At 66.3% G+C, this 22,715-nt stretch carries 20 protein-coding genes; 9 read left to right on the top strand and 11 right to left on the bottom strand.

The annotated features are described in order from the left end of the window. Positions 1-226: 226 nt before the first annotated feature. From AC1DRE_RS21840 to AC1DRE_RS21865, 6 genes are all read left to right on the top strand, one after another. On the top strand, positions 227-1,036 hold the full coding sequence (locus tag AC1DRE_RS21840) for a DeoR/GlpR family DNA-binding transcription regulator (protein ID WP_364123528.1): 810 nt from the start codon (positions 227-229) through the stop codon (positions 1,034-1,036). Then, complete coding sequence (locus tag AC1DRE_RS21845) at positions 1,033-2,031, top strand: 1-phosphofructokinase family hexose kinase (protein WP_476986594.1); 999 nt, start codon at positions 1,033-1,035, stop codon at positions 2,029-2,031. The genes AC1DRE_RS21840 and AC1DRE_RS21845 overlap by 4 nt, the downstream gene beginning before the upstream one ends. 2 nt (positions 2,032-2,033) lie before the next feature. Further along, complete coding sequence (locus AC1DRE_RS21850; protein WP_476986595.1) at positions 2,034-4,082, top strand: PTS fructose transporter subunit IIABC; 2,049 nt, start codon at positions 2,034-2,036, stop codon at positions 4,080-4,082. Between the two features lie 54 nt (positions 4,083-4,136). Continuing rightward, positions 4,137-4,415 (top strand): HPr family phosphocarrier protein, encoded by a 279-nt coding sequence (locus AC1DRE_RS21855; RefSeq protein WP_028270626.1) that lies wholly within the window; start codon positions 4,137-4,139, stop codon positions 4,413-4,415. 306 nt (positions 4,416-4,721) lie between these two features. Then, positions 4,722-5,345 carry an SRPBCC family protein gene (locus tag AC1DRE_RS21860; RefSeq protein ID WP_476986596.1) on the top strand — a complete coding sequence of 208 codons (624 nt, stop codon included), beginning with the start codon at positions 4,722-4,724 and terminating at the stop codon, positions 5,343-5,345. Positions 5,346-5,347: 2 nt separating this feature from the next. Further along, positions 5,348-5,614, top strand: a complete 267-nt coding sequence (locus AC1DRE_RS21865; RefSeq protein WP_214956171.1) for a DUF7218 family protein — start codon at positions 5,348-5,350, stop codon at positions 5,612-5,614. A gap of 113 nt (positions 5,615-5,727) precedes the next feature. Here the strand turns inward: AC1DRE_RS21865 and ku are convergent, their stop codons facing one another. Next, complete coding sequence (gene ku, locus AC1DRE_RS21870; protein ID WP_476986597.1) at positions 5,728-6,741, bottom strand: non-homologous end joining protein Ku; 1,014 nt, start codon at positions 6,739-6,741, stop codon at positions 5,728-5,730. Positions 6,742-6,781: 40 nt separating this feature from the next. Between ku and AC1DRE_RS21875 the strand changes: the two genes are divergently transcribed. Continuing rightward, complete coding sequence (locus tag AC1DRE_RS21875) at positions 6,782-9,394, top strand: ATP-dependent DNA ligase (RefSeq protein WP_476986598.1); 2,613 nt, start codon at positions 6,782-6,784, stop codon at positions 9,392-9,394. 104 nt (positions 9,395-9,498) lie between these two features. Here AC1DRE_RS21875 and AC1DRE_RS21880 read toward each other — a convergent pair whose 3' ends face one another. Both AC1DRE_RS21880 and AC1DRE_RS21885 read right to left on the bottom strand, forming a co-directional pair. Then, positions 9,499-9,753 (bottom strand): hypothetical protein, encoded by a 255-nt coding sequence (locus tag AC1DRE_RS21880; RefSeq protein WP_476986599.1) that lies wholly within the window; start codon positions 9,751-9,753, stop codon positions 9,499-9,501. Between the two features lie 74 nt (positions 9,754-9,827). Further along, entirely contained in the window at positions 9,828-10,049 is a 222-nt protein-coding gene (locus AC1DRE_RS21885) for a hypothetical protein (protein WP_476986600.1), read from the bottom strand. Between the two features lie 581 nt (positions 10,050-10,630). On the opposite strand from AC1DRE_RS21885, the gene AC1DRE_RS21890 reads away from it, so the two are divergent. Further along, positions 10,631-12,238, top strand: coding sequence for an MFS transporter (locus tag AC1DRE_RS21890; RefSeq protein ID WP_476986601.1), 1,608 nt, complete (start codon positions 10,631-10,633; stop codon positions 12,236-12,238). A 136-nt stretch (positions 12,239-12,374) separates the two neighbouring features. Next, the gene (locus tag AC1DRE_RS21895; RefSeq protein WP_476986602.1) at positions 12,375-13,430 is read left to right on the top strand and encodes an FUSC family protein; all 1,056 of its coding nucleotides are present in this window, start codon (positions 12,375-12,377) and stop codon (positions 13,428-13,430) included. A 10-nt stretch (positions 13,431-13,440) separates the two neighbouring features. Here the strand turns inward: AC1DRE_RS21895 and AC1DRE_RS21900 are convergent, their stop codons facing one another. From AC1DRE_RS21900 to AC1DRE_RS21935, 8 genes are all read right to left on the bottom strand, one after another. After that, positions 13,441-14,217 (bottom strand): SDR family NAD(P)-dependent oxidoreductase, encoded by a 777-nt coding sequence (locus AC1DRE_RS21900; RefSeq protein WP_476986603.1) that lies wholly within the window; start codon positions 14,215-14,217, stop codon positions 13,441-13,443. 61 nt (positions 14,218-14,278) lie between these two features. Further along, the gene (locus AC1DRE_RS21905) at positions 14,279-16,132 is read right to left on the bottom strand and encodes an IucA/IucC family protein (protein WP_476986604.1); all 1,854 of its coding nucleotides are present in this window, start codon (positions 16,130-16,132) and stop codon (positions 14,279-14,281) included. Beyond that, positions 16,129-16,692, bottom strand: coding sequence for a GNAT family N-acetyltransferase (locus AC1DRE_RS21910; RefSeq protein ID WP_476986605.1), 564 nt, complete (start codon positions 16,690-16,692; stop codon positions 16,129-16,131). The genes AC1DRE_RS21905 and AC1DRE_RS21910 overlap by 4 nt, the downstream gene beginning before the upstream one ends. Further along, positions 16,689-18,134 (bottom strand): lysine N(6)-hydroxylase/L-ornithine N(5)-oxygenase family protein, encoded by a 1,446-nt coding sequence (locus tag AC1DRE_RS21915; protein ID WP_476986606.1) that lies wholly within the window; start codon positions 18,132-18,134, stop codon positions 16,689-16,691. Before AC1DRE_RS21915 ends, AC1DRE_RS21910 begins: the two co-directional genes overlap by 4 nt. Beyond that, on the bottom strand, positions 18,131-19,720 hold the full coding sequence (locus AC1DRE_RS21920) for a pyridoxal phosphate-dependent decarboxylase family protein (protein ID WP_476986607.1): 1,590 nt from the start codon (positions 19,718-19,720) through the stop codon (positions 18,131-18,133). The genes AC1DRE_RS21915 and AC1DRE_RS21920 overlap by 4 nt, the downstream gene beginning before the upstream one ends. A gap of 179 nt (positions 19,721-19,899) precedes the next feature. After that, on the bottom strand, positions 19,900-20,331 hold the full coding sequence (locus tag AC1DRE_RS21925) for an ATP-binding protein (protein ID WP_476986608.1): 432 nt from the start codon (positions 20,329-20,331) through the stop codon (positions 19,900-19,902). Next, positions 20,331-20,660 (bottom strand): STAS domain-containing protein, encoded by a 330-nt coding sequence (locus AC1DRE_RS21930; protein WP_104173822.1) that lies wholly within the window; start codon positions 20,658-20,660, stop codon positions 20,331-20,333. The genes AC1DRE_RS21925 and AC1DRE_RS21930 overlap by 1 nt, the downstream gene beginning before the upstream one ends. Further along, positions 20,657-22,627 (bottom strand): glycosyltransferase family 2 protein, encoded by a 1,971-nt coding sequence (locus AC1DRE_RS21935; RefSeq protein WP_476986609.1) that lies wholly within the window; start codon positions 22,625-22,627, stop codon positions 20,657-20,659. The genes AC1DRE_RS21930 and AC1DRE_RS21935 overlap by 4 nt, the downstream gene beginning before the upstream one ends. Positions 22,628-22,715 lie beyond the last annotated feature (88 nt).

The raw sequence follows: 22,715 nt of genomic DNA on the forward strand, positions 1-22,715 counted from the left end.
TCCCGGAAGAGTTTTTGTCCACTTACCGCGCCTTCGGGGGCCTCGAAGTCGCTCCATCTGGACAAAAACTCCAAGCTAGCATCTGCGTTCATGTTGTTTTCGTTGACAAACCAACATGAACAAAGATAAAGTCAAACAATTCAACATCATGTGATGGCAGTCACTGGAAGCCGGTCCTGAAGCCAGTCCCAGAACTACCTGCAGTCTTTTACGCAACGGAGGGTAAGTGTTCGCCGAGGAGCGCCAACAGCTGATCGCGGGTCTAGTCGCCGAAAGCGGCCGGGCCAGCGTCACCGCCCTTGCCGAGCGCTTCAACATCACCACCGAGACCGTCCGACGCGATCTTGCCGCGCTGGAGTCAGCCGGTACCGTCCGCCGGGTCCACGGCGGCGCGGTCGCCCCGGACCGGATCAGCACCACCGAGGAAAGCATCCTGGAGCGGACCGTACAGCGGCAGCCGGAAAAACTGCGCATTGCCGAGGCCGCCCTGGCGTTCATCCCGCAAAACCCGGCCGGCAGCATCCTGGTGGACGCCGGCTCAACCACCGAAGCCCTGGCGGACCTGATCGCCCTGCGCCTCTCTGACCCCTCTGCTGCCCCGGACTCCGGTCCGGAGAACGAACTCGTGGTCATCACGCATGCGATCCCCATCGCTGCGAAACTCGCCGGCGAGCCGGGCATCGCCCTCCATCTCCTGGGCGGCAGGGTCCGCGGGCTCACCCAGGCTGCCGTAGGGCAGTCCACCGTGGAGGCAGCCCACCGGATCCGGCCGGACATCGCCTTCATCGGCGCCAACGGAGTTCACTCGGCCTTCGGGCTGAGCACGCCCGATCCTGAAGAAGCAGCCGTCAAGGCTGCCTTCGTCCAATCGGCACGCCGCATCGTGGTGCTGGCCGATTCGTCCAAGCTGGATGCGGAAACGCTGGTCCAGTTCGCCTCGTTGAAAGATCTGGACACCTTGATTACAGATAGTGAACCCAGCCCGGAACTCGCAGCGGCGCTTGCTGACGCCGGCGTGGACGTGGTGATCGCATGATTGTCACCCTCACCGCGAACCCAAGCCTTGACCGCACCGTGTCCCTGCCTTCGCCCCTGCTGCGCGGCGAAGTGCAGCGCGCAACGTCCGTCAGCCAGGAGTCCGGCGGGAAGGGCGTTAACGTCTCCCGCGCACTGGTGGCCTCCGGCCTGGAAACAGTGGCCGTCCTCCCGGGCGGCGACTCCGATCCCGTCCTGGCGGGGCTTCGTGACAGCGGCGTCCCCTTCGCCGCCCTTGCCATCCACGAGCCGCTGCGCACCAACGTGGCGTTGACGGAGCCGGACGGGGTCACCACCAAGATCAACGAACCCGGCCCGGTGCTGAGCGAAGACCAGCAGGAAGCCCTGATCGGGCTGCTGCTGGAGCGTTCCCGCGGTGCCAGCTGGGTCGTCCTCGCCGGTTCGCTCCCACCCGGAGTTCCGGCGGACTTCTATGCCACCGTCACCCGGCGGCTACGCTCCACAGATGCCGGCAACGGCACTCAACAGTCGACGCCGCTCATCGCCGTCGACTCGTCCGGCGCTCCCCTCGCCGCCGCCCTCTCGGGCGACGCGTCAGGCATGCCGGACCTCCTCAAGCCCAACGCCGAAGAACTGGCTGAACTGGCTGCCGCAGCCGGTTTCGCCACGGCGTCCACCGCTGACGAACTGGAAGCGGATCCGGAGGCTGCCGCGGCAGCCGCCGCCGCCGTCGTGCGTTCCGGTGTAGGTGCCGTGCTGGCAACGCTCGGTTCCAAGGGTGCGGTACTTGTGACGGCCGACGGCGCGTGGCTGGCCACGCACCCGCCGGTCAAAGCGGTCAGCACGGTCGGCGCGGGAGATTCATCCCTTGCCGGCTACCTGCTCGCCTCCAGCCTGGGCGCCGCCCCGGCCGACTGCCTCCGTCAGGCAGTGGCACATGGTGCCGCTGCCGCCTCCCTGCCGGGCTCCACAGTTCCGGCGGTCCACCAAACCACCCCTGATGCCGTAACCATCACGGCCCTCCGGAAGGACTGACAGTGACTCAGCTCATTACTACTGATCTGGTCGAGCTAGACCAGAACCTGGGCAACTCGCCCGAGGACGTGATCCGCCATCTGGCCGGCAGGGTTGCCGCCACAGGACGCGCCAGCGAGGCGGAAGGCCTCTTCACGGACGCCTTTGCCCGGGAGTCCAAAACCGCCACCGGCGTTCCCGGCGGCATCGCCATTCCGCACTGCCGCTCTGCAGCAGTGACCGTGCCCACCCTGGCCATGGCCCGGCTGTCGCAGCCCGTGGACTTCGGCGCCAAGGACGGCCCGGCGGACCTGATCTTCTTCATCGCGGCCCCCGAAGGCGCGGACCAGGAGCACCTGAAGCTCCTGTCCAAGCTGGCCCGCTCGCTGATCAAGAAGGACTTCACCGCTTCCCTGCGCGCAGCCACCACCCAGGCCGACATTGTCGAACTGGTGGAGGGCGCCCTTGCCGACAAGCCCGCAGCCGCCGCGGAACCCGCAAGCGCAGCCGCAGCACCGTCCGCCGGTGCCGCCACCGGCGCGCGTTCAGGCGGCCCCAAGCGCCTCGTGGCCGTGACGGCCTGCCCCACGGGCATCGCCCACACCTACATGGCCGCCGACTCGCTCGTTGCCGCCGCCAAGGAAGTCGGGGTGGACCTCCAGGTGGAAACCCAGGGTTCCTCCGGCGCCAAACCGTTGGACCCCGCGGTCATCGCCGCCGCCGACGCCGTGATTTTCGCGGTGGACGTGGACGTCCGCGGCAAGGAACGCTTTGCCGGCAAGCCGGTCATCAATGCACCCGTCAAGCGCGGCATCGACGAGCCGGACAAGATGGTCCAGGAAGCGCTGGCCGCGGCTGACAACCCCCACGCACGCCGCGTCCCGCACTACGGCGCCGAGGAACAGGCAGAGGCCGAAGCCACCGAAAAGGGCGAGCACATCGGCCAGAAGCTGAAGAAGGCGCTCCTCACGGGCGTCAGCTACATGATCCCGTTCGTGGCCGGCGGCGGCCTGCTGATCGCACTGGGCTTCCTGATGGGCGGCTACCTGATCACCCAGTACGCGGACGCCATCGTGGTGGACAACAGCATCTTCAACCTGCCCACCGCATACCCCGAGAACGCTTGGGGCCCGTTCGGCGCCTACCTCGGTGCCGTGCTGTTCAAGATCGGCGCCCTGTCGCTCGGCTTCCTGGTGCCGGCCCTGGCCGGCTATATCGCCTACGCAATTGCCGACCGGCCGGGCATCGCACCGGGCTTCGTTGCCGGCGCCGTTGCAGGGTTCATGGGCGCAGGCTTCCTCGGCGGCATCGTCGGCGGTCTCCTCGCCGGCTACATCGCGCACGTCATCGGCCGGATCAGCGTGCCCCGCTGGCTGCGCGGCCTGATGCCCGTGGTGATCATCCCGCTGCTTGCCTCGCTCGTCGCCTCCGGCCTTTTGTTCGTGATCCTCGGTGCACCGATCGTCGGTATCACGAAGGGCCTGAACGCCTGGCTCTCCGGCCTCACCGGTGCCAGCGCCGTCGCCCTCGGCGTCATCCTTGGCCTCATGATGTGCTTCGACCTTGGTGGACCGGTCAACAAGGTCGCCTACGCCTTCGCCGTTGCCGGGCTGGGTGCCGCAACCCTGGACAACCAGGCACCGTGGCAGATCATGGCCGCCGTTATGGCCTCCGGCATGGTCCCGCCGCTGGCCATGGCACTCGCATCCACGGTCCTCGACAAGAAGCGCTTCAGCCTGGCCGAGCGTGAAAACGGCAAGGCTGCCTGGCTGCTGGGCGCGTCCTTCATCTCCGAAGGCGCCATCCCGTTCGCCGCGGCAGACCCGCTCCGCGTCATCCCGGCCAGCATGCTGGGCGGCGCAGTGACCGGCGCCATCTCCATGGCGGCAGGCGTAGGGTCGAAGGCCCCGCACGGCGGCGTGTTCGTCTTCTTCGCCATCGACAACTTCCTGATGTTCGTTGTCTCGATCCTCGTCGGAACGGTCGTCACTGCCCTGGCAGTCATTGCCCTCAAGCGCTGGGCCGTCCGCAAGTCCGTTGATACCGTGGAGCCGGTTCCAGTAACTGTCTGACCCGGTTCGGTATTTCCCAACCCTCTGTCTCGACCTGATATCCAAGGAGCACAAATGTTCGAACGCACCGCCACCATCGCCAGCCGCGTCGGCCTGCATGCCCGCCCGGCCGCCATCTTTGCCGAGGCCGCCGGCGAGTACCCGCACGAGATCACGATCGCCCGCCAGGGCGAACCGGCCGACGAGGCAATGGACGCAGCCAGCATCCTGTCCCTCATGAGCCTGGGCGCATCGCACGGCGATGTTGTGGTCCTGCGTGCAGAGGGCGACGGCGCCGACACCGCCCTGGACCACCTGGTCCAGATCCTGGAAACCGATCACGACGCCGAGTAGCAGCTCGACGACCGCTTAGGTCAGCGTCAGGCGGCCGGCCCGCTGCGCCACGGTAAGTCCCGAATTCCGGGCACGTGGCGCACGGGCCGGCCGCTGCATTTAACCTCCGGTTACCCCTCTAAACCGGTTTACCGGCTTTTAAGTCCCCTTCCGGTCTCCCCTGCCGCGTCCACGGCATGGTTCACTAAGCCGCCTTAGTAAGTTCCTTGTTTTTGCCGGATGGCCCTACTAGCGTGGAAAACGTGGCGACACACCGTTCAACAGACCGCATTCGGAGCCGTACCCGGACTGAAAGAGGATGAGACAGTGGCTACCCTGCAGGAAACCATCGAGGTGGATGTTCCTGTGTCCACCGCCTACAACCAGTGGACACAGTTCGAATCGTTCCCGGAGTTCATGCGGGGCGTGGAGTCCGTGGAACAGATCGACGAGACGTCCCTTCATTTCCGGACGGACATCGCCGGAGTCAGGCGCGAGTACAACGCCCAGATCACCGAACAACTGCCGGACCGCCGCATCGCCTGGGTCAGCACGGACAAACCGCGCAATTCCGGCGAGGTTTACTTCGAACCCCTCGGGCCGGAGCAGACGCGCGTCACCGTGGCGCTGGAATGGGAACCCGAGGGATTGGTGGAGAAGGCAGGCTCCGCCGTCCACGCGGACAGCCACCAGATCAGTGCCGACCTGAAGCGGTTCAAGCAGTTCATCGAGGAGCGCGGCATTGAAACCGGTGCCTGGCGTTCCGCCGTGGACGGCGGCGAAGTCGAAGAAACCGACGAAGAGGCCGGCTTCGCGGCCGGCGCACCGGCTCCGCACGCCGGAGCCGACGCACACCACGCGCAGTCGCCCCATACGCCCACGCCTTCGCCGCAGCGCCCGGCCGGTGTGGACCCCTTTATTGACGACGCCGAACCATCGGATCCGAGCTGACCATGCCTGAGAAGAAGAACCCCAGCCTGAAAGATCCCGAACTGTATGAGGAACTCCGGGAGGATGGCGCGTCAAAGGAGAAAGCAGCGCGCATTTCCAACGCCGCGGCCAAGAAGGGCCGTTCGGCCGTGGGCCGCAAAGGCGGCAAGGCCGGCGACTATGAGGACTGGACGGTCGCCCAGCTGAAGTCCCGCGCCAAGGAGATCGGCCTTACCGGATACTCCGCCAAGAAGAAAAGCGAGCTGATTTCGGCTCTCAGAAACCACTGACCGCAGCCGCAATGGGTTACCGTACAGGCCGGCGCCGCGCCCGCCACCCCGTTCCGCGCCAGTACGGTGGGATGCACTCCGTTCCGGGCCGCCGCCGTTGCGGTACGGCCGTGTCAGGCCTCTTTGCGCCGGCTCTTGGCCGGTTCCTTGGCTGCAGTCTCCTTCGCAGCAGGCTTTGTTGCCGTTTTGCTGGCAGTCTTCGTCGCCGTTGCCTTGCTGCCCGCCCCTTTCGCTGCGGTGGACCGGGCCGGGGCCGCCTTGGCCCGGGTTGCCTTCGCGGGAGCATCCCCAGCGCTGCCTGTTTTGGACGCGTCGCCTTTGGACGCGTCGCCGGTGCCGCCACCCCGCTTCTTTTCAAGGCTTCGCTTGAGAGCCTCCATCAGGTCGATCACTTCGCCGCTGCCGGCTTCGGCAGCCTCGGCGCCGAACGTCTGTTCCGTGTCCAGGGACTCCCCCTGCTCGATCTTCGCGTCGATGAGTTTGCGGAGCTGCACCTGGTAATCGTCAGTGAACTGGCCCGGATCGAAGTCTCCGGCCATGGAGTCCACCAGCGCCGCGGACATTTCGCGCTCCTGGGCGGAGATGCGGACCGTTGCCTCGAGGGCGGGGAAGGCCGCTTCCCTGACTTCGTCGGACCACAGCAGGGACTGCAGCACCAGGACGTCATCCCGGATCCGCAGGGCGCCAAGCCGGGTCTTCTCCCGGAGGGCAAACTGGACAACGGCCACCCTGTCCGTATCCTCCAGCGCCCGGCGGAGGAGTACGTACGCCTTGGGCGACTTGGAGTCGGGTTCGAGGTAGTAGCTCTTCTCGAACATCATGGGATCGAGCTGCTCGGACGGGACAAACTGCACCACTTCGATCTCGTGGCTGCTCTCCGCCGGGATGGACTTGAGCTCATCCCGGGTGAGGACCACCGTGCGGCCGTCCTCCTCGTAGGCCTTGTCGATGTCCGCATAGTCCACGATCTCGCCGCACACTTCGCAGCGGCGCTGGTAGCGGATGCGCCCGCCGTCGGCGCCATGGACCTGGTGCAGCCCGATGTCGTGATCCTCGGTGGCGCTGTAGACCTTGACCGGCACGTTGACCAGCCCAAATGCGATAGCGCCTTTCCAGATGGCTCTCATGGATCAAGTGAACATCAGAGTTGCCCGGAGGTGAAGACCTTTGGCAGGCAGTAGGGAACGTGTCCGGGTCCAGGGCCGCGAACTGGTGGTCACCAACCTGGACAAGGTGATGTATCCGGCGACGGGCACCACCAAGGCGGACGTCCTGGCGTATTACGCCGCAGTGGCCCCGGTGCTGATCCCTGCCGCGGCCAACCGGCCCGCCACCCGGAAGCGCTGGGTCAACGGCGTGGGCACTGCCGAGGCGCCGGGAGAGATGTTCTTCCAGAAAAACCTGGAAGACTCCACCCCCGGCTGGATTCCGCGCGCTTCCATCCGCCATAAGGAGCGCAGCAACCAGTACCCCCTGGTCAACGACGCCGCCACCCTCACGTGGCTGGCCCAGATGGGATCGCTGGAAATCCACGTCCCGCAATGGCGCGTGGATCCGCACGGGAATCCCATGTTCCCCGACCGGCTGGTGCTGGACCTGGATCCCGGGGAGGGCGCCGGCCTGGCTGAATGTGTCGAGGTGGCCCGGCTTGCACGCGCCATCCTCAAGGACGTGGGCCTGGATCCCGTTCCCGTGACAAGCGGCAGCAAGGGCATCCACCTCTATGCCGGCCTCGACGGCACGCAGAGCTCGGACCAGATTTCCGACTTCGCCCATGAACTTGCCCGCGCCCTGGAGGCGGACCACCCCGACCTGGCCGTCAGCGACATGAAGAAGACGCTGCGCACCGGCAAAGTGCTGGTGGATTGGAGCCAGAACAATGCCGCCAAGACCACCATCGTGCCCTACTCGCTCCGGGGCCGGCTGAAGCCCACGGTGGCGGCTCCGCGGACCTGGCGTGAGCTGGCCTCGCCCGCCCTGAAGCAACTGGACTACCGCGAGGTCATGCGGCGCGTGAAGCACGGCAAGGACCCCTTCGCGGCGGTGTCCGCCCACGGCGGCCACGTCCAGGGACCTTCCGGCGGCGGCGCGGGCGGCAGCACGTCCGGTGGCGCGTCCGGCAACACCAAGCCCGACGACGGCGGAGCGGCTCACGGCGGAGCGGCCAACGGTGGAGCAGCCGAGGGCGGACACGCGGATCCGCGGCTGGAGAAATACCGCTCCATGCGGGACCCGGAAGGAACCCCTGAACCGTTCAGCGCGGACCGGCACCGGGCAGACCCGAACGCCGGCACCATCAGGGAGCGGTTTGTGATCCAGGAGCACCACGCCAGCCGGCTGCATTTCGACTTCCGGCTGGAGCGGGACGGTGTGCTGGTGTCCTGGGCGCTTCCGAAGGGTGTGCCCACGAGCGGGACGCAGAACCACCTGGCGGTCCAGACGGAGGACCACCCCATGGATTACCTCGACTTCGAGGGCACCATCCCCAAAGGCCAGTACGGCGCCGGAACGGTCACCGTCTGGGACCACGGCTACTACGAATGCGATAAATGGATCGCGGGCAAGGAAGTCATCGCCACGCTGACAGGGGCCGACGGCGGCGGCCTGGGTGGAACAAAGAGGTTTGCGCTGATCCGGACCAGCCGGGACATCGACACTGCGCAGGGCACCGAACAGTCCCAGTGGCTCATTCACCTGATGGACCGCAAGGGGCACGGAGCCCCGGCGAAACAAGCTGCTCCGGCAAAGAAGGAACCGGACAGGACACAGCAGTCTTCCGCGGCTTCCCCACGTGCGGCGCAGACTGCTGCACCGTCTGCCGCCCCGGATTTCTCGCCGATGCTCGCTGGCTCCGGGACGACTGCCGATCTTCGCGGCCTGGACTGGCAGTTCGAACTGAAGTGGGACGGCATCCGGGCCATCATCATCGGCGATGCGGACAGGATCCGGTTGATCAGCCGCAACGGGAACGACGTGTCCGCAAGCTACCCGGAACTGACGGACCGCAAGTGCTGGCCGGAGCAGAGTTTCACCGCCGACGGCGAGATCGTCGCCGTCGGGCCTTCCGGGCGGCCCGACTTCGGGCTGCTGCAGACGCGGATGAAGCTGACCAAGGCAGCCGACGTCGCCAAGGCGCGGGCCGCCACGCCGGTCCGGCTGATGGTGTTCGACCTGTTGTCCGACGGCGGCGAGGACCTCCGCCGGATGCCGCTGCGGAAGCGGCGGGCGCGCCTGGATGACCTGGGCTGGCCGGCAGGCTGCCCGGTGCACCTGTCCGAAGTGCTCGACCACGAGGTGGAGGACCTTCTGGCGAGCGCCAGAGAGCTGGGACTTGAAGGGATCATGGCCAAGCGCCTTGACGGCCGGTACGTCAGCGGCGAGCGCAGCAAGTCCTGGCTGAAGCTGAAGTTCGAACGCACGCAGGAAGTGCTGGTGGGCGGCTGGCGTCCCGGCAAGGGGTCACGGCAAGGCTCCGTGGGGTCGTTGCTCGTGGGGATCCCCGAGGGCGGCAAACTGCGGTACGTGGGACGCGTGGGCAGCGGCTTCAGCGACCGGGAGTTGAACGAACTGCGGCTGCAGATGGATTCCCTGTCCCGGAAGACCTCCCCGTTCACCGAGGTACCCGCCGCCGATGCCTCGGACGCGCACTGGGTGACGCCCGGGCTGGTGGGTGAGGTGACGTTCGGGGACTGGACCGGGGCCGGGAAGCTGCGGCATCCGGTGTGGCGGGGCTGGCGCCTGGACAAGAACGCGGAGGACGTCGTGGCGGAGTCCGGCTGACCTGGGACACTTCTTGGGCGCGGAAATGCCCTGACGCCCATCTCCTGCAGGGTGGGCGTCAGGGCATGGCGGGCATCGCCGGCAGTGCGTCCGGTGCCGCGTCCCTAATCGTGGTGCGGAATCTGCGGCCGGCTGGTCCGGTGGATGGCTCCCACCGCAGTCTCGTGATCGCGGCCATGCAGGGTAGCGCGGTCCTTCGGGTGCTTGTGCTTTCCGCTTCCATCCGGCCACTTGGGGCCAGTAGCCGAGGCCGGGACCGCGGCGGGCTCCGTTTCAGGAGCCGGCACCTCGTCCATGGAATCAGCCAAGTGGCTGGCCAGTTCCGGCTCGAGCTGTCCCCCAGGAATTTTCTCAGCCATTGCGCTCTTCCTTTCCGCGTTGAAATGAAGTGTCCACCAATACTAGGTCTGCTGGAACTGCTTGTCTGCAGGAACTACCAGCGGACTTTTTTCTCGGCAGGGCCCTGCTTGCCGCTTGCGTGCGTGGGTTTGTGGCCGTGCGAAACGCTCTTCGAAACGGTGCCTCCACGGGACTTGCTGGCCAGCATTTCCCGCTGGGCGTCCGTCAGCTTGGACTTGATGCCCCCTGCCGCCGGCGCCCCGGCCTTGGGGTCAGTTGCGGGCTCGGCGTTCTGGCTGTTGGTTTTGTCGGTCATGGAAGCTCTCCTTGTGGGACGGAATCGGGTGGCGGTGATGAGATGCGGACGCACACGCTGGAAGATCGCGGTGGGGAGATCACGACGACGGGGGTCGCCAGGAGGGATCAATGCGGGGCGTACGCCTCAACTAGCGCGGATGGCTGGTGAATACGGCAGCGGGACGGGCCAGCAGGTACAACCGCTGACGGCCGCTAGCCTATCCAAAGATCAGTGTTCCCATGGCTCAACCTTAGACAGTGATCCGGTCCGTTGGAAACCCCCGTTTTGGATGGATTCCTGTGCTGCACGAACGCGGCCTGCCTCCGGGTGCAGGGGCCGGATTCCGGCGCATTTTGGCGTTTTTCCGGCCTGTCGGCGGAAAAGGTTTGGTAACGATGCCCGGCACCGCCGGATTTCCAGTGCTGGCGCGGTGAAACGGCGCAAAACAAATTCGGCTTTTGAGCCGAATACCGGCCTGAAACGCGGGATCATACGCCACGGAACTCGGAAACGCCACGGAAATCGCGTAAAATTGAAAGCCTGCCCGGAGCGGGGCAGCTACAAGTCGCAAGCAAATGACCTCCACAGGAGCAGCCCAAATGCCCAAAGACCGAAGCATGACCGACTCTTCAGCAGGCGTGGACAACGCCCGCGGGACCAACCGTATTTTGCCTCACGGCGTTTCGCCTCAAGGCGATTCGCCCCAAGGCGCCAAGAAGCAGAGGCTGTTGCCTCGCCGCAGGCTCAAAGTCTCCGACATCAACGTCGTCAACAAGCCGATGCTTAAGAAAGCACTCGGCGGAACCATCGTGGGTAACACCATGGAATGGTACGACGTCGGCGTGTTCGGCTACCTGATCACCACCATGGGACCGGTGTTCCTGCCTGAGGCTGACAAGTCCGTGCAGACCCTGTTCCTGCTGGGAACCTTCGCCGCCACCTTTATCGCCCGTCCGCTGGGCGGAGTCATCTTCGGCTGGCTCGGCGACAAGATCGGACGCCAGAAGGTCCTCGCCGCCACGCTGATGCTGATGGCCGCCAGTACTTTCGCCGTCGGCCTGCTGCCCGGCTATGCGCAGATCGGAATGTGGGCCGCGGCCCTGCTGGTGCTGCTTAAGCTGGTCCAAGGTTTCTCCACCGGCGGCGAGTACGCCGGTGCCACCACCTTTGTGAGCGAATACGCCCCGGACAAGCGCCGCGGCTTCTTCGCCAGCTTCCTGGACATGGGCAGCTACCTCGGCTTCGCCCTCGGCGCCGCCCTCGTCTCCGTGCTGCAGCTGACCCTGGGTCAGGGCACCATGGAGGAATGGGGCTGGAGGATCCCGTTCCTGGTTGCCGGCCCGCTCGGCCTGATCGCTGTCTACTTCCGTAGCAAGATTGAGGAATCCCCGCAGTTCCAGGCCACCCTGGATGCCCAGGAGAGCCTCGCCAAGGACGCAACCGCCTCGGACACCACAGCCTCCAAGGGCCCGGTGGGCATCGTGAAGGCGTACTGGCGCTCCCTCATCGTCGCGATGATCCTGGTTGCCGCCGCGAACACCGCCGGCTACGCGCTGACCTCCTACATGCCGACGTACCTGACGGAGTCCAAGGGCTACGACGAGGTGCACGGCACGCTGCTGACCATCCCCGTCCTGGTCATCATGAGCCTCTGCATCCCGCTGACCGGCAAGCTCTCCGACCGGATCGGCCGACGCCCTGTGCTCTGGATCGGTGCCATCAGCACCGTCGTCCTGGCCACCCCTGCGTTCCTCCTGATCGGCGTCGGTGAAGTCTGGTCCACGCTGGCCGGCCTTTCCCTGATTGCTTTCCCGGTGACGTTCTACGTGGCGAACCTGGCCTCGGCGCTCCCGGCACAGTTCCCGACTGCCAGCCGTTACGGTGCCATGGGCATCGCCTACAACTTCTCGGTGGCAATCTTCGGCGGAACCACGCCGTTCATCGTGGCAGCGCTGATCACGGCCACGGGCAACGACATGATGCCCGCGTACTACCTGATGGCCACCTCTGCCATCGGCGCCGTCGCGATCTACTTCCTGAAGGAATCGGCCAACCGTCCTCTGCCGGGCTCCATGCCCAGCGTGGACACCGAGGCTGAAGCCCATGAGCTTGTGGCCACCCAGGATGAGAACCCGCTGATCGACCTGGATGACATGCCTTTCGAGGATCAGGCCCCGGAGCCCGAAAAGGTTCCGGCCAAGGTCTGACCGACCCTGTAGTCCAGACCCCCGCCCGGTGAGGCCTGCTTTGCACGATGTTCCTTTGTGACAGCGTGCAAAGCAGGCCTCTCGCGCGTCTGGCAGACTTTTTGACGGCAGCAAGCACAGAAGAAGGGAGGTACGCATGATCGACGCCGGCATGCGGCATCTCCGCGCCCTGCATCGGCTTGGCCCCGCAAACAACGATCACCTATCGGCGCTTCGCGTCGCCGTGAGTGTGGCTGTTCCGTCATTGGCGCTGCTCTTCCTGGGCCGCCCTGAACTGATCATCTACGCCGTCTTCGGCGCCCTGACGGGGATGTATGGACGGTCTGAGCCGCACCAGCTCCGCCTCGCGCACCAGGCGCAGGCCGCACTCGTCCTGCTCAGCGGGGTTGGCGTGGGCATCGTCCTGTCCGTCAACCACCTCCATTCGTGGTGGCTGGTGGGCGTGGAAGCCGTACTGGCCGGCGTCGGCTCGGTGTTCTCCGACCGGGTGAACCTGAAGCCCAACGGTCCGTTCTTCGGCATCCTTGCCCTGGGCGCCTGCGCATCCGTCCCCACGACGGTTCCCTGGTTCGCGGCGCTGCTCATCGCCGCCGCCTCCGCTGCGTTCTCATTGGTTATCGGGTTCGGCGGCTGGGTCCGCGGCCGCAGGTGGCAGCCCGGAGCGGTCCGGACTGCGGTACCCCTGCGCGGACCGCGCAGGCAGGCTGCCATGATCCACGCGGCACGATACACCGTGGCCGTGGGAGCCGCCGGTGCCATCGGCGTCCTGAGCGGCAGCGGCCACCCGCACTGGGCCATGGCCGCCGCCGCGGTTCCCCTCGCAGGGGCCGACCTGCCCAGCAGCGTGCACCGCGGGCTCCACCGCATCATGGGGACTTTCCTCGGGCTGGTACTGGTCGCCGTCGTGCTTCTGCCGGCCCCGTGGGCCCCGCTACAGGTCTTTCCGGGGGCGGAAGCCGCCGTGCTGGCGTTGCTGGTGATCATCTTCCAGTTCACCACCGAGCTTTTCATGACCCGGCATTATGGCCTCGCCATGGTGTCCTTCACGCCCGTGATCCTGCTCATGACGCAGCTTGCCGCTCCCGCGGATCCGTACGTCCTCATCACCGAACGGGCCGTGGAAACGGTTGTCGGAGCGGTGGTCGGCATTGTGGTCATCGTGCTGGTCCGGCGGCGGCGCCGGATTAACTGACCCACGTCGCCTACTTCGCGGGCCTCTTCGCCGGACCTGAGGTGAACCGCGCCGGCAGCATGCGCGAAACGGTGGCCACTATCTTGTACCGCTTCGTGGGGATGGAAACGGCACGGCCGCGGTCGTTGTCCGCCAGCCCTTCCCGGACCACCCGTTCGGCGGAGAGCCACAGCCAGCGCGGGGCCACCGTTTTGTCCATGCCCATGCGGTCATGGAATTCGGTGTGGGTGAAGCCGGGGCACACCGCCGTGACCTTCACTCCGCTGCCGGCATAGGCCAGGTTGGCCCAGCGGCTGAAGGTCACCTGCCAGGCCTTCGCCGCCGAGTAGCTCCCCCGGTTGGCAAAGGCGGCGACGCTGGCCACATTGATGATCCTGCCTGAATGGCGCGCCAGCATGCCCTGCAGGGCCGCGTGGCACAGTTCCATGGGCGTCTGGACATGGAGCCGGAGGTGCCGGCGTTCCTCCTCCATGCTGTTTTTGTCGAAAGGCTTCAGCAGCCCGATCCCGGCGTTGTTGACCAGGATTTCCACCGGCCGTGACGCGTCGGACAGGCGTTCGACGACGGCGGCCACCCCGGCATCGTCCGTCAGGTCCGCGGAAAGCACCTCGGCGGTGATGCTGTAGTTGTTCTCGAGTTCGTGCGCGGCCGCCCGCAGCCGCTCCCTGTCGCGGGCGACCAGCACCAGATGGTGGCCCTGCTCTGCCAGCTGGCGGGCGAATTCGGCGCCAAGGCCAGCCGTGGCGCCGGTGATCAGGGCTGTGGGTCCGGGAACTTGTTCCGTCATGGCAAGATCCTAGCCGGGCGGGCCCGTCCGCGCTGCTGGCGGGCCCGCCGGCCGGGCATCCCTAGGCGAACTTCGCCAGCGGGTTCTCCAGCCTGCCGGCCATCTGCAGGCCTCCGGACGGGTCCGTGAGGTCCAGCATCTGCTGGTTGTTGCGCAGCTGCAGCCTGTTGAGGCAGGAGAACTGGAAGTCCGGCGCGAACAGGTCGTGGCGGGCAAACTGGTCCGCCAGTTCCGGGTGCTCTGCCTGGTAGCCGTGAACGGCCGCGGCCGCGATGCGCCAGAATTCGTCGCCGCCGAGCACGCCGTCCTCCTCCAGGAGGGCGCCGAGGAACCGGAAGATGCAGTCGAACACGTCGGTGAAGATGGCCAGCACCTTCTCGCCGTCGGGGATATCGACCTTGATCCGGGACACGGCCTCGGGCAGGTCAAGCCTGTCCCCCATCACCACGATTTCCTCGGCGATGTCCTTCATGACCGCCCGGACCGGCACGCCGTTTTCCAGGACCAGGATCACGTTCTCGCCGTGCGGCATGAACGCCAGCTCGTAGCGGTACAGGCAGTGCACCAGCGGGACGAGGTACGCCTCGAAGTACCGGCGCAGCCACTCCCCGGCCTGCAGGCCGGACCGTTCGATCAGTGCTGACACCATGGGTTTACCCGCCGCGTCGACGTGCAGGAGCGAGGCCATGGTGGCCAGCTGCTGTCCGTCCTCAAGCAGCGGCAGGGGACTTTCCCTCCACAGGGCGGACAGCATCTTCCGGTACGGCGAACCCTTCGCGGATGCCGCCTCGTAGTAACCGTTGTGGTACCCGATGGCGGCCACTTCGCGGATCATGGCGAGCCCGCGGTCCTGCAGGGCCTCGTCGCTGACGATCAGTTCCTGGAGCCAGTCGTTGATGGCCGGTGTTGCCTTCATATACTGCGGCGACAGGCCACGCATGAAACCCATGTTCAGCACGGACATGGCCGTCTTCACATAGGCCTTTTCTGGTGCGGCCGTGTTAAAAAAGGTCCGGATGGACTGTTGCGCCTGGTAGCTGTCCGCCCCGGTCCCGAGGTGGACGATGTGCTGCTGGGCGATCTCGGCGGCGAAAGTCACCGTCAGCTTGTTCTCCCACTGCCACGGGTGCACCGGCATCAGGAAGTACCGGGCCGGGTCGAGCCCGAGCGCGCCGAGTTCGGCGTCGAAGTAGGCCAGGGCCCCCGCCCCCAGTTCGGCGTCAAGGTGGGCGGCGTAGTCCAGGCCCTCGCTGGAGGTGAACACGGCCCTGGTCCGGTGGACCGCGATCCATTCCAACTGCACGGGGGCGCCGGTTTCCGGAGCAAACGCACGGTAGTCGCTGATGCCGAAACCCAGCCGGCCGTTGTTGGCCACGAAACAGGGGTGGCCCTCGGTCATGCTGCGTTCAATGGTCTGGAAGTCCGTGGCGACGTCCGCTCCGCGGGTCACGCCGGCTGCCAGTTCAGCGGACGACGGCTGGCCCATCCACTGCTTGTACGCGTGGCTGGAGAGCGTGCTGCTGATCTCCTCGAGGTAGACCGGGAGCATCTCCTCCCGGATTCTCAAGGCGTCGCGGAATTCGGTGATGAACCGGAGCGCATCCAGCGGCGCGTCCTGGCCCTCGCGGCTGCAGCTGATGGAGGCGGCGTCGACGGACCAGTGGTCGAGGTGCAGGACCCTGGCCGAGAACCGGTATTCAACCGAGGCGTCATCGCTGAGCACCCGGTATTCGTGGCCTGTACTCCCGGACGGGTCCCCTGCGCCGGTCCGTTCCGGGCTGAGGATCCGTTCGTGGGAGAACTCGGCGAGCGCTTTGCGGACCAGATGCCGGTTGGCGGCCGCCCAGCGTTCCGGCGTCAGATGGGTTGCGGCGTTGCCTGCGGTCAGGACGGATTCAAGTTCAGCGGTGGTCATAGCGATGCTCCCTGGTGGATCGGGGATGAGTGTAGGGCTGCGCGGGCCGAGTGGAAGGCCTCACGGGTGCAGAAGCTGAGGAGCGCCTGCTTGTCCGGAAGGGTCACTTCCCCGGCGGGCTGGAAACCCAGCCGCGCGTTGAGGACATGGATTTTGTGGTTCCGGGCGTCGGGCTCAACCACCACCCGGTCCACCTTGTCCTTGGCAAAGAGCCTGTCCAGGACCTTTTCCATCACGGCGGCGGTGTAGCCGGTCCGCGGCGGGCCGTCCGGCGGGGCAACGAGGAGGTGCATCCCGATGTCCCCAGGCAGGACGGCGTACAGGCCCGCCAGCGGCGACAGCACCGGAAGGTACTCCTCCATCAGGAAGGCGGGGACGCCGCCGTCGAGCCCCAGCAGCGCATGGTGGTGCCCGCTGGACTGGATTTTGGAGTATTCCTCCACAACGTCGTCCACGGTAGCGGACTGCATCCCCCAGAAGGCGGCGTACGGCCGGGTCACCCAGCTGTGGAGGAGTTCCGCATCGGCTTCCGGGTCGAAACAGCGGAAAGTGAAACTCATGCGTGCACCCCCGCCGATTCACCAAAAGCCGCTTCGCGGACGACGGGTTCGCGGACGCCGGGTTCGCGGACGCCGGCCGGGAACTCCGGCTGCTCCTGCACGCCGAACTCCTGGAACGCGATGCTGCGCTCCACGGGATAGACCTCGCGTCCGGTGATCTCGCGCAGGATGCACGAGTTGCGGTAGGCCGCCATGCCCAGGTCCGGCGTGACGAAGCCGTGGGTGTGGAGCTCGGCGTTCTGGACGAAGATCTCGCCGGGTTCGACGCCGGTGCTGTAGTTGCGTTCGACGGCGAACCTGCCGGTGCTGTCCCGTGCGATCCGGTCCTGCACGCCGGCAAGGAATTCCGGCTCGCGGTAGCCGTAGCCGGTGGCAAGGACCACGGCTTCGGTGTCCAGCGAGTAGTCAGCACCCTGTTCCTCGTGCCGCAGCGCCAGGGTGTGGGACCCGGCTGCCGGGTCCCACGACGCCCCGGTGAGCGCCGAGTGCGTCAGCAGCCGGGTATCCACGATCCCGGAGAGGCTCTTGGCGTACAGCAGGTCGTATATGGCATCGATGAGCTCGGAGTTGATGCCCTTGTAGAGGTTTTTCTGGCTCTTGATGAGGCCGTCGCGCTGTTCCTGCGGGAGCCCATGAAAATAGTCCACGTATTCCGGCGACGTCATTTCCAGGGTGAGCTTGGTGTACTCCAGCGGGAAGAACCGGCCGGAACGGGTGACCCAGTTGAGCTGGTACCCGTGGACGTCGATCTCCTGCAGCAGCTCGTAGTAGATTTCCGCGGCGCTCTGGCCGCTGCCCACGATGGTGATGCTCCGCTGCGTCTTCAGTTCAGCCTTCCTCGACAGGTAATCGGCGTTGTGGAGGACCAGTCCCCCTCTGTCGTTGGCCGCCGCGCCGATTATTCCGTCACAGGCCGCGGGCACGTGGGGCGACGTTCCGGTGCCCAGCACCAGCCGCCGCGCGCGCAGCACCTCGGACCCCGCGGGACCGTCCACGGACAGTGTGTACACGCCGTCGTCGTACGTGATCTCCCGGACGTCCGTGCCGAAGCGCACCGAAGCGAGCTGGCCGGCCACCCACTGGCAGTACTGGTTGAACTCGGCGCGCAGCGGGTAGAAGTTTTCCCGGATGTAGAAGCGGTAGAGCCGGCCGGTCTGCTTGAGGAAGTTCAGGAACGAATACGGGGACGTGGGGTCCGCGAGCGTCACGAGGTCGGCCATGAAGGGGACCTGCAGATGGGCCGGCTCCAGCATCATCCCGGGGTGCCATTCGAACGAATCGCGGCGTTCCAGGAACACCGCATCCACGCCGTCCACCGGTTCGGTGAGCGCGGCGAGCCCCAGGTTGAAGGGCCCGACGCCGATTCCGGCGAAGTCGTAAATGCGGCCTGCGCTGGCGGTGCCGGTTCCGGCTGCAGCAGTGTTGGACTTGGCGGCGCTCATGCTGCCGCCTCCTGTCCGGCCAGCAGGGCTGCGCCGGTGCTGCGGAGCAGGGTGATGATCGCGTTGATGTCTTCAGGCGTGGCCTCGGCGTTCAGCAGGGTGAACTTCAGGTAATGCCGGCCCGCCACCTTGGTTCCGGCCACCACGGCCGCACCCGAGGCGAACACGGCTGCCCTGATGGCCGGGTTGAGGGCGTCCGCCGCATCCTCGTCCAGGCGGGTACCGTCCGCCAGGACCGGGCGGTAGCGGAACACCAGCGTGCTGAGCTGCGGCTTGGCAACGAGCTCAAAGTCGGGGTCCGCGTCCAGTGCCTGCCCGGTGCGGGCGGCAAGGTCGATCGCTTCGTCCAGCAGGGCACCCACCGCGTCGGCTCCCATGATCCGCAGGGTAAGCCAGAGCTTGAGGGCATCAAAGCGGCGGGTGGTCTGGATGCTCTTGTCCACCTGGTTGGGGATGTCCGCCAGCGCGGCGCTCTCCGGGTTCAGGTAGTCCGCGTAGTACGTCACGTGCCGCAGCATGGCGGTGTCCCGCACCAGCAGGGCACTGGAGCTCACGGGCTGGAAGAACGTTTTGTGATAATCCACCGTGACCGAATCGGCCAGCCGGATTCCATCCAGGCGGTGTCCGTAGCGGCCGGAGACCATCAGCCCGCCGCCGTAGGCGGCGTCCACGTGGAACCATGCGCCGTAGGCCTTGGCGAGCGCGGCAAGTTCGGCGAGCGGGTCCACCGCGCCGAAGTCGGTTGTCCCGGCTGTTCCCACCACGGCCATGGGGACAAGCCCGGAGCTGGCGGTCTCCGCGAGCGTGGCGGCCAAGGCGGTGGGGTCCATGCGGTGGTCCGGCCCGTACGCGACCGGCACGACGGCGTCGTAGCCCAGGCCCAGCATGGACGCGGACTTGCGGATGCTGAAGTGGCTGTCCTCGGAGGAGAAAATCCGCAGCTTGTCCAGCAGCCCGGGCAGCCGGAGGGCCTCATTGCCGGGAAGCTTCCGCAGCCCGGCCACCGCGTGGTTGCGCGCGATGAGCAGCGCCTGGAAGTTGGACTGGCTGCCGCCTGACGTGAAGACGCCGTCCGCCGCGTCGCCGAGGGACAGCCGCTCCGCCGTCCAGTCGATGAGCCGGCGCTCGATCATGGTGGCACCCGCGCTCTGGTCCCAGGTGTCCATGGACGAATTCACCGCGGAGAGGATGCTCTCCCCCACCAGCGCCGGAATGACCACGGGACAGTTCAGGTGGGCGGCGTACTTCGCGTCGTGGAAGTAGACGGCGTCCTGCAGGTAAACCTCTTCGAGTTCCGCCAGCGCGGCAGCAGTGTCCGGCAGCGGGCGGTCCAGGTCAACCCCGCCGACGCGTGCTTTGAGTTCCTCGGGCCCGACGCCGGTGAACGGCTTGGTGGTCCGCTCCAGCTTGGTGGCCACGGCATTGACGCCCTGGAGCACCTGCGCCACGTAGCGGGGCGCGTTGCGGGAGTTGAACAGGTGGTTGGTGGCGGAGAGGGCAAGTTCCACCCGGGAGCCGAAATCATGCCCGGCAGTCGGGGCAGGCAGGTCCAGGATCTCATCATCCACACGGGGCAACAGCGTCACAGGTTTTCCTTTGGTAGGCGGTTGGGCGCGCTAACGTAGCAAGGCAAGCCTTACTTAGGGGAACCTTTTAGTCAAACTTTTGTGAGCTAATTGATTTTTTGGCGGAAATCCGGGGTTCTTGCCGCTCAAACAGACGTCATTGACTGTCGCCCGGGCTGCGACTGAGGCAGAATATGCGGCTACTGCGGGGCGGTGGCCTCCGACTCGCGGCGGCAGAGCAACGTCCACCGGTTCCCGTCTTCCTCCTTGGCATAGGAAAACTGGTCCAGTGCCACCTTGGCGAGGGCCAGCCCGCGTCCGCTCGCGGACAGGTCGTCCGGCAATTCGGCTCTGGACAGGTCTATGCCTGCCGGCCTGGCGTTGTCCGTGAACTCTGCGTAGAGCCGCTCCGGTTCGCACTCGAGCGTGAGGACGAAGCGCACGGGGTCGGCGCCGGCAGGCCGGGAGTGCTCAATGATGTTGGATGCCACCTCAATCAGCGCGGTTTCGAACCTGATGCGGTCCATGGGTTCGATCCCGGGTTCGCCCTCCCAGAGCTCGCCGAGCAGGTCATGGACCAGTTCCAGGCTGTCGGGAACGGCCGCGGCACGCAGGCTGAACCGGCTGCCCATCAATAGGCCCCGTCCACGGAGGACACCGGCTGCAGCACCTTGTTCAGGTTGGTCATTTCGAGGACCGCGGTGATCTGCGCCGTGGGGTTGGCCAGCCGAAGGTCGCCGCCCGCCTGCCGGGTCTTTTTCAGGCCCGTGATCAGGGCACCCAGGCCGGACGAGTCAATGAAATCAGTACCGGCCAGGTCCACCACCAGCCGGACCGTGCCGTCACTGATGAGCGCATCGATGTTGGCGCCCAGGTGCGGCGCCGAGACCATGTTGAGCCGGCCGACGGGACGGATCACGCCCACTCCGTTCGCCAGGGTCTCGTTGTTGAATTCGATCACGGATTTCCTTCTTTCTTTTTGGTGCTGTCCAGCCAGGCATCGTAGCCGGGGTAGCGAACGGCCTGGATGACCACGCTGAAGATCAGCAGGTCAAAGGCTATCCACACAAAATTGACGGAACTGCCCAGGAGGTCCCCCTGGCCCAACAATAAACGGATGACGCCCACCGCGGCCGCCAGCACCAGGACAGACATGGCGATCAGCTGGGGCCGGACCAGGTGCCACGGCAGCCGTTTGCGTGCCTGCAGCGTCTTGGGTGTGACCCGGAAATCCAGGTCCCGGCCCAGGAACACGTTCCCGAATGCGGAGGTAACGGACTTGATCCACGTGGGGAACAGTGCCAGCGAGTACTGCTGGCCGCGCCATGTCTTCACGCCCCGTCCCACCACGAGGAACAGGACCTGGTTGACCACCAGGAAGGGGATGAGCCGGAGGAAGAACTCGTTGCTCAGCGACTGCACGGGCAGGATCCCCAGGATGAGGTAGATGACCGGTGCCGCGATATAGGCCACGGCGGCGAAGCCGGCGAGGTAGCTCCACATGGTTGCCAGGTACATCAGCCGCTGGGCCAGGCTCAGCCCTTTTTGCAGCAGCGGGTTCTCCCGGAACATGACCTGCATGGTGCCCTGCGCCCACCGGAGCCGCTGGGTCAGCATCGAATCGAGGTCCTCCGGGGCCAGGCCGTCAGCCAGCTTCTCGTGGTGGTAGGCAGATTCCCAGCCGAGGGAATGCAGCCGCATGCACGTGGCCATGTCCTCAGTGACGGAGATGGTGGCGAGCGGCATGACGGCCTGCGCCTCGCCCGCCTTCTCGGCGTTGACGGAATCGATCAGCAGGCGGACGGTTTCCACCGCTCCCAGCGGGGACCAGTCCCGTTGCGACAGCCTGTCCAGCGCGACATCGTCGACGACGGCGAGTGAACCGTCCACGTCGATGGTCCGGGACAGCCCCTCAATGGAGTTCAGCTCCGCGTGCAGCGCCGCGAAGTCTTCCGCGACCAGGTTCCGTGCCACTGTGTCCACCCGTTCCTGGAAACGGTAGGTGACGTCGGCGATGGCCTGCCCTTCGCTGAGTTCCCGCCGGACCTGCCGGAGGTCCGCCGCCACCGTGGACAAGGCGGCCGCCAGCCGTTCCTGCCCGGGACCAAGCTGGCGCCTCGCCTTGGCCACCACCTTGTCCGCCGTCCGGAGTGCCTTGTTCAGCGCCAGCTCGGTTTCCGAGACATAGCGCATAACGCCCAGCTGCATCAGGGCTTCCCGGCGGATGATCGCGTTCGAACCGCAGAAGAAGGCGGCGTTCCAGCCGTCCTTCCCCTGCTGGATCGGCCCGTAGAACAGTGGCGCCTGGCTGCCCAGCGGATCGTGGGGCGGGACATTCACGAACACCTGGGGTGTTTGCACCAGGGCCATCCTGCGGTCGTTGAAGTAGCCGAGGGTGTGGTCAAGGATCCTGGGATCCGGTATCTGGTCGGCATCCAGGATCAGCATGAACTCGCCGTCGGTGGCGAGCAGCGCGTTGTTGAGGTTGCCGGCCTTGGCGTGGCGCGGGCGGTTGGCCCAGTCCTCGGACCGGGTGATCCAGCCGATGCCTTCCGCTTCGGCGATGGCCCGCAGTTCGGCCCGGTTGCCGTCGTCCAGGATCCAGGTCCTGTGCGGGTACGCGATACTCCTCGCTGCCCGCGCCGTTCCCATCACGAGGTCCAGGGGCTCGTTGTAGGTAGTGATGAAGACGTCCACCGTCAGGCCCGCCGGCGGCGGCGGCGGGGTGTCCCGTTGCCTGTAACGCCACATGGTGACGCCGAACAACAAGGAGTCCAGCAGGGAGTAGGTCTCGGCCAGGACGAGCGGTACCGCGATCCACCAGGCATCCCAGTTGATGGACACCATCCAGCGCCAAATGATGTAGTTCAGGCCCAGGATGGCCGTCGCCAGGACGATCAGCCGAATGGCAAGCTGCCGCGATGTCATAGCCCGGCTGCCCCCTGGATTCTGGTCGGTTCGGCCAGCCGCCCGGTGGGGATCCGGCTCCAAAGTGAGACCAACGGAGCGGAAAAGA

The sequence above is a fragment of the Arthrobacter sp. P4_H3 genome (genome assembly GCF_056400885.1).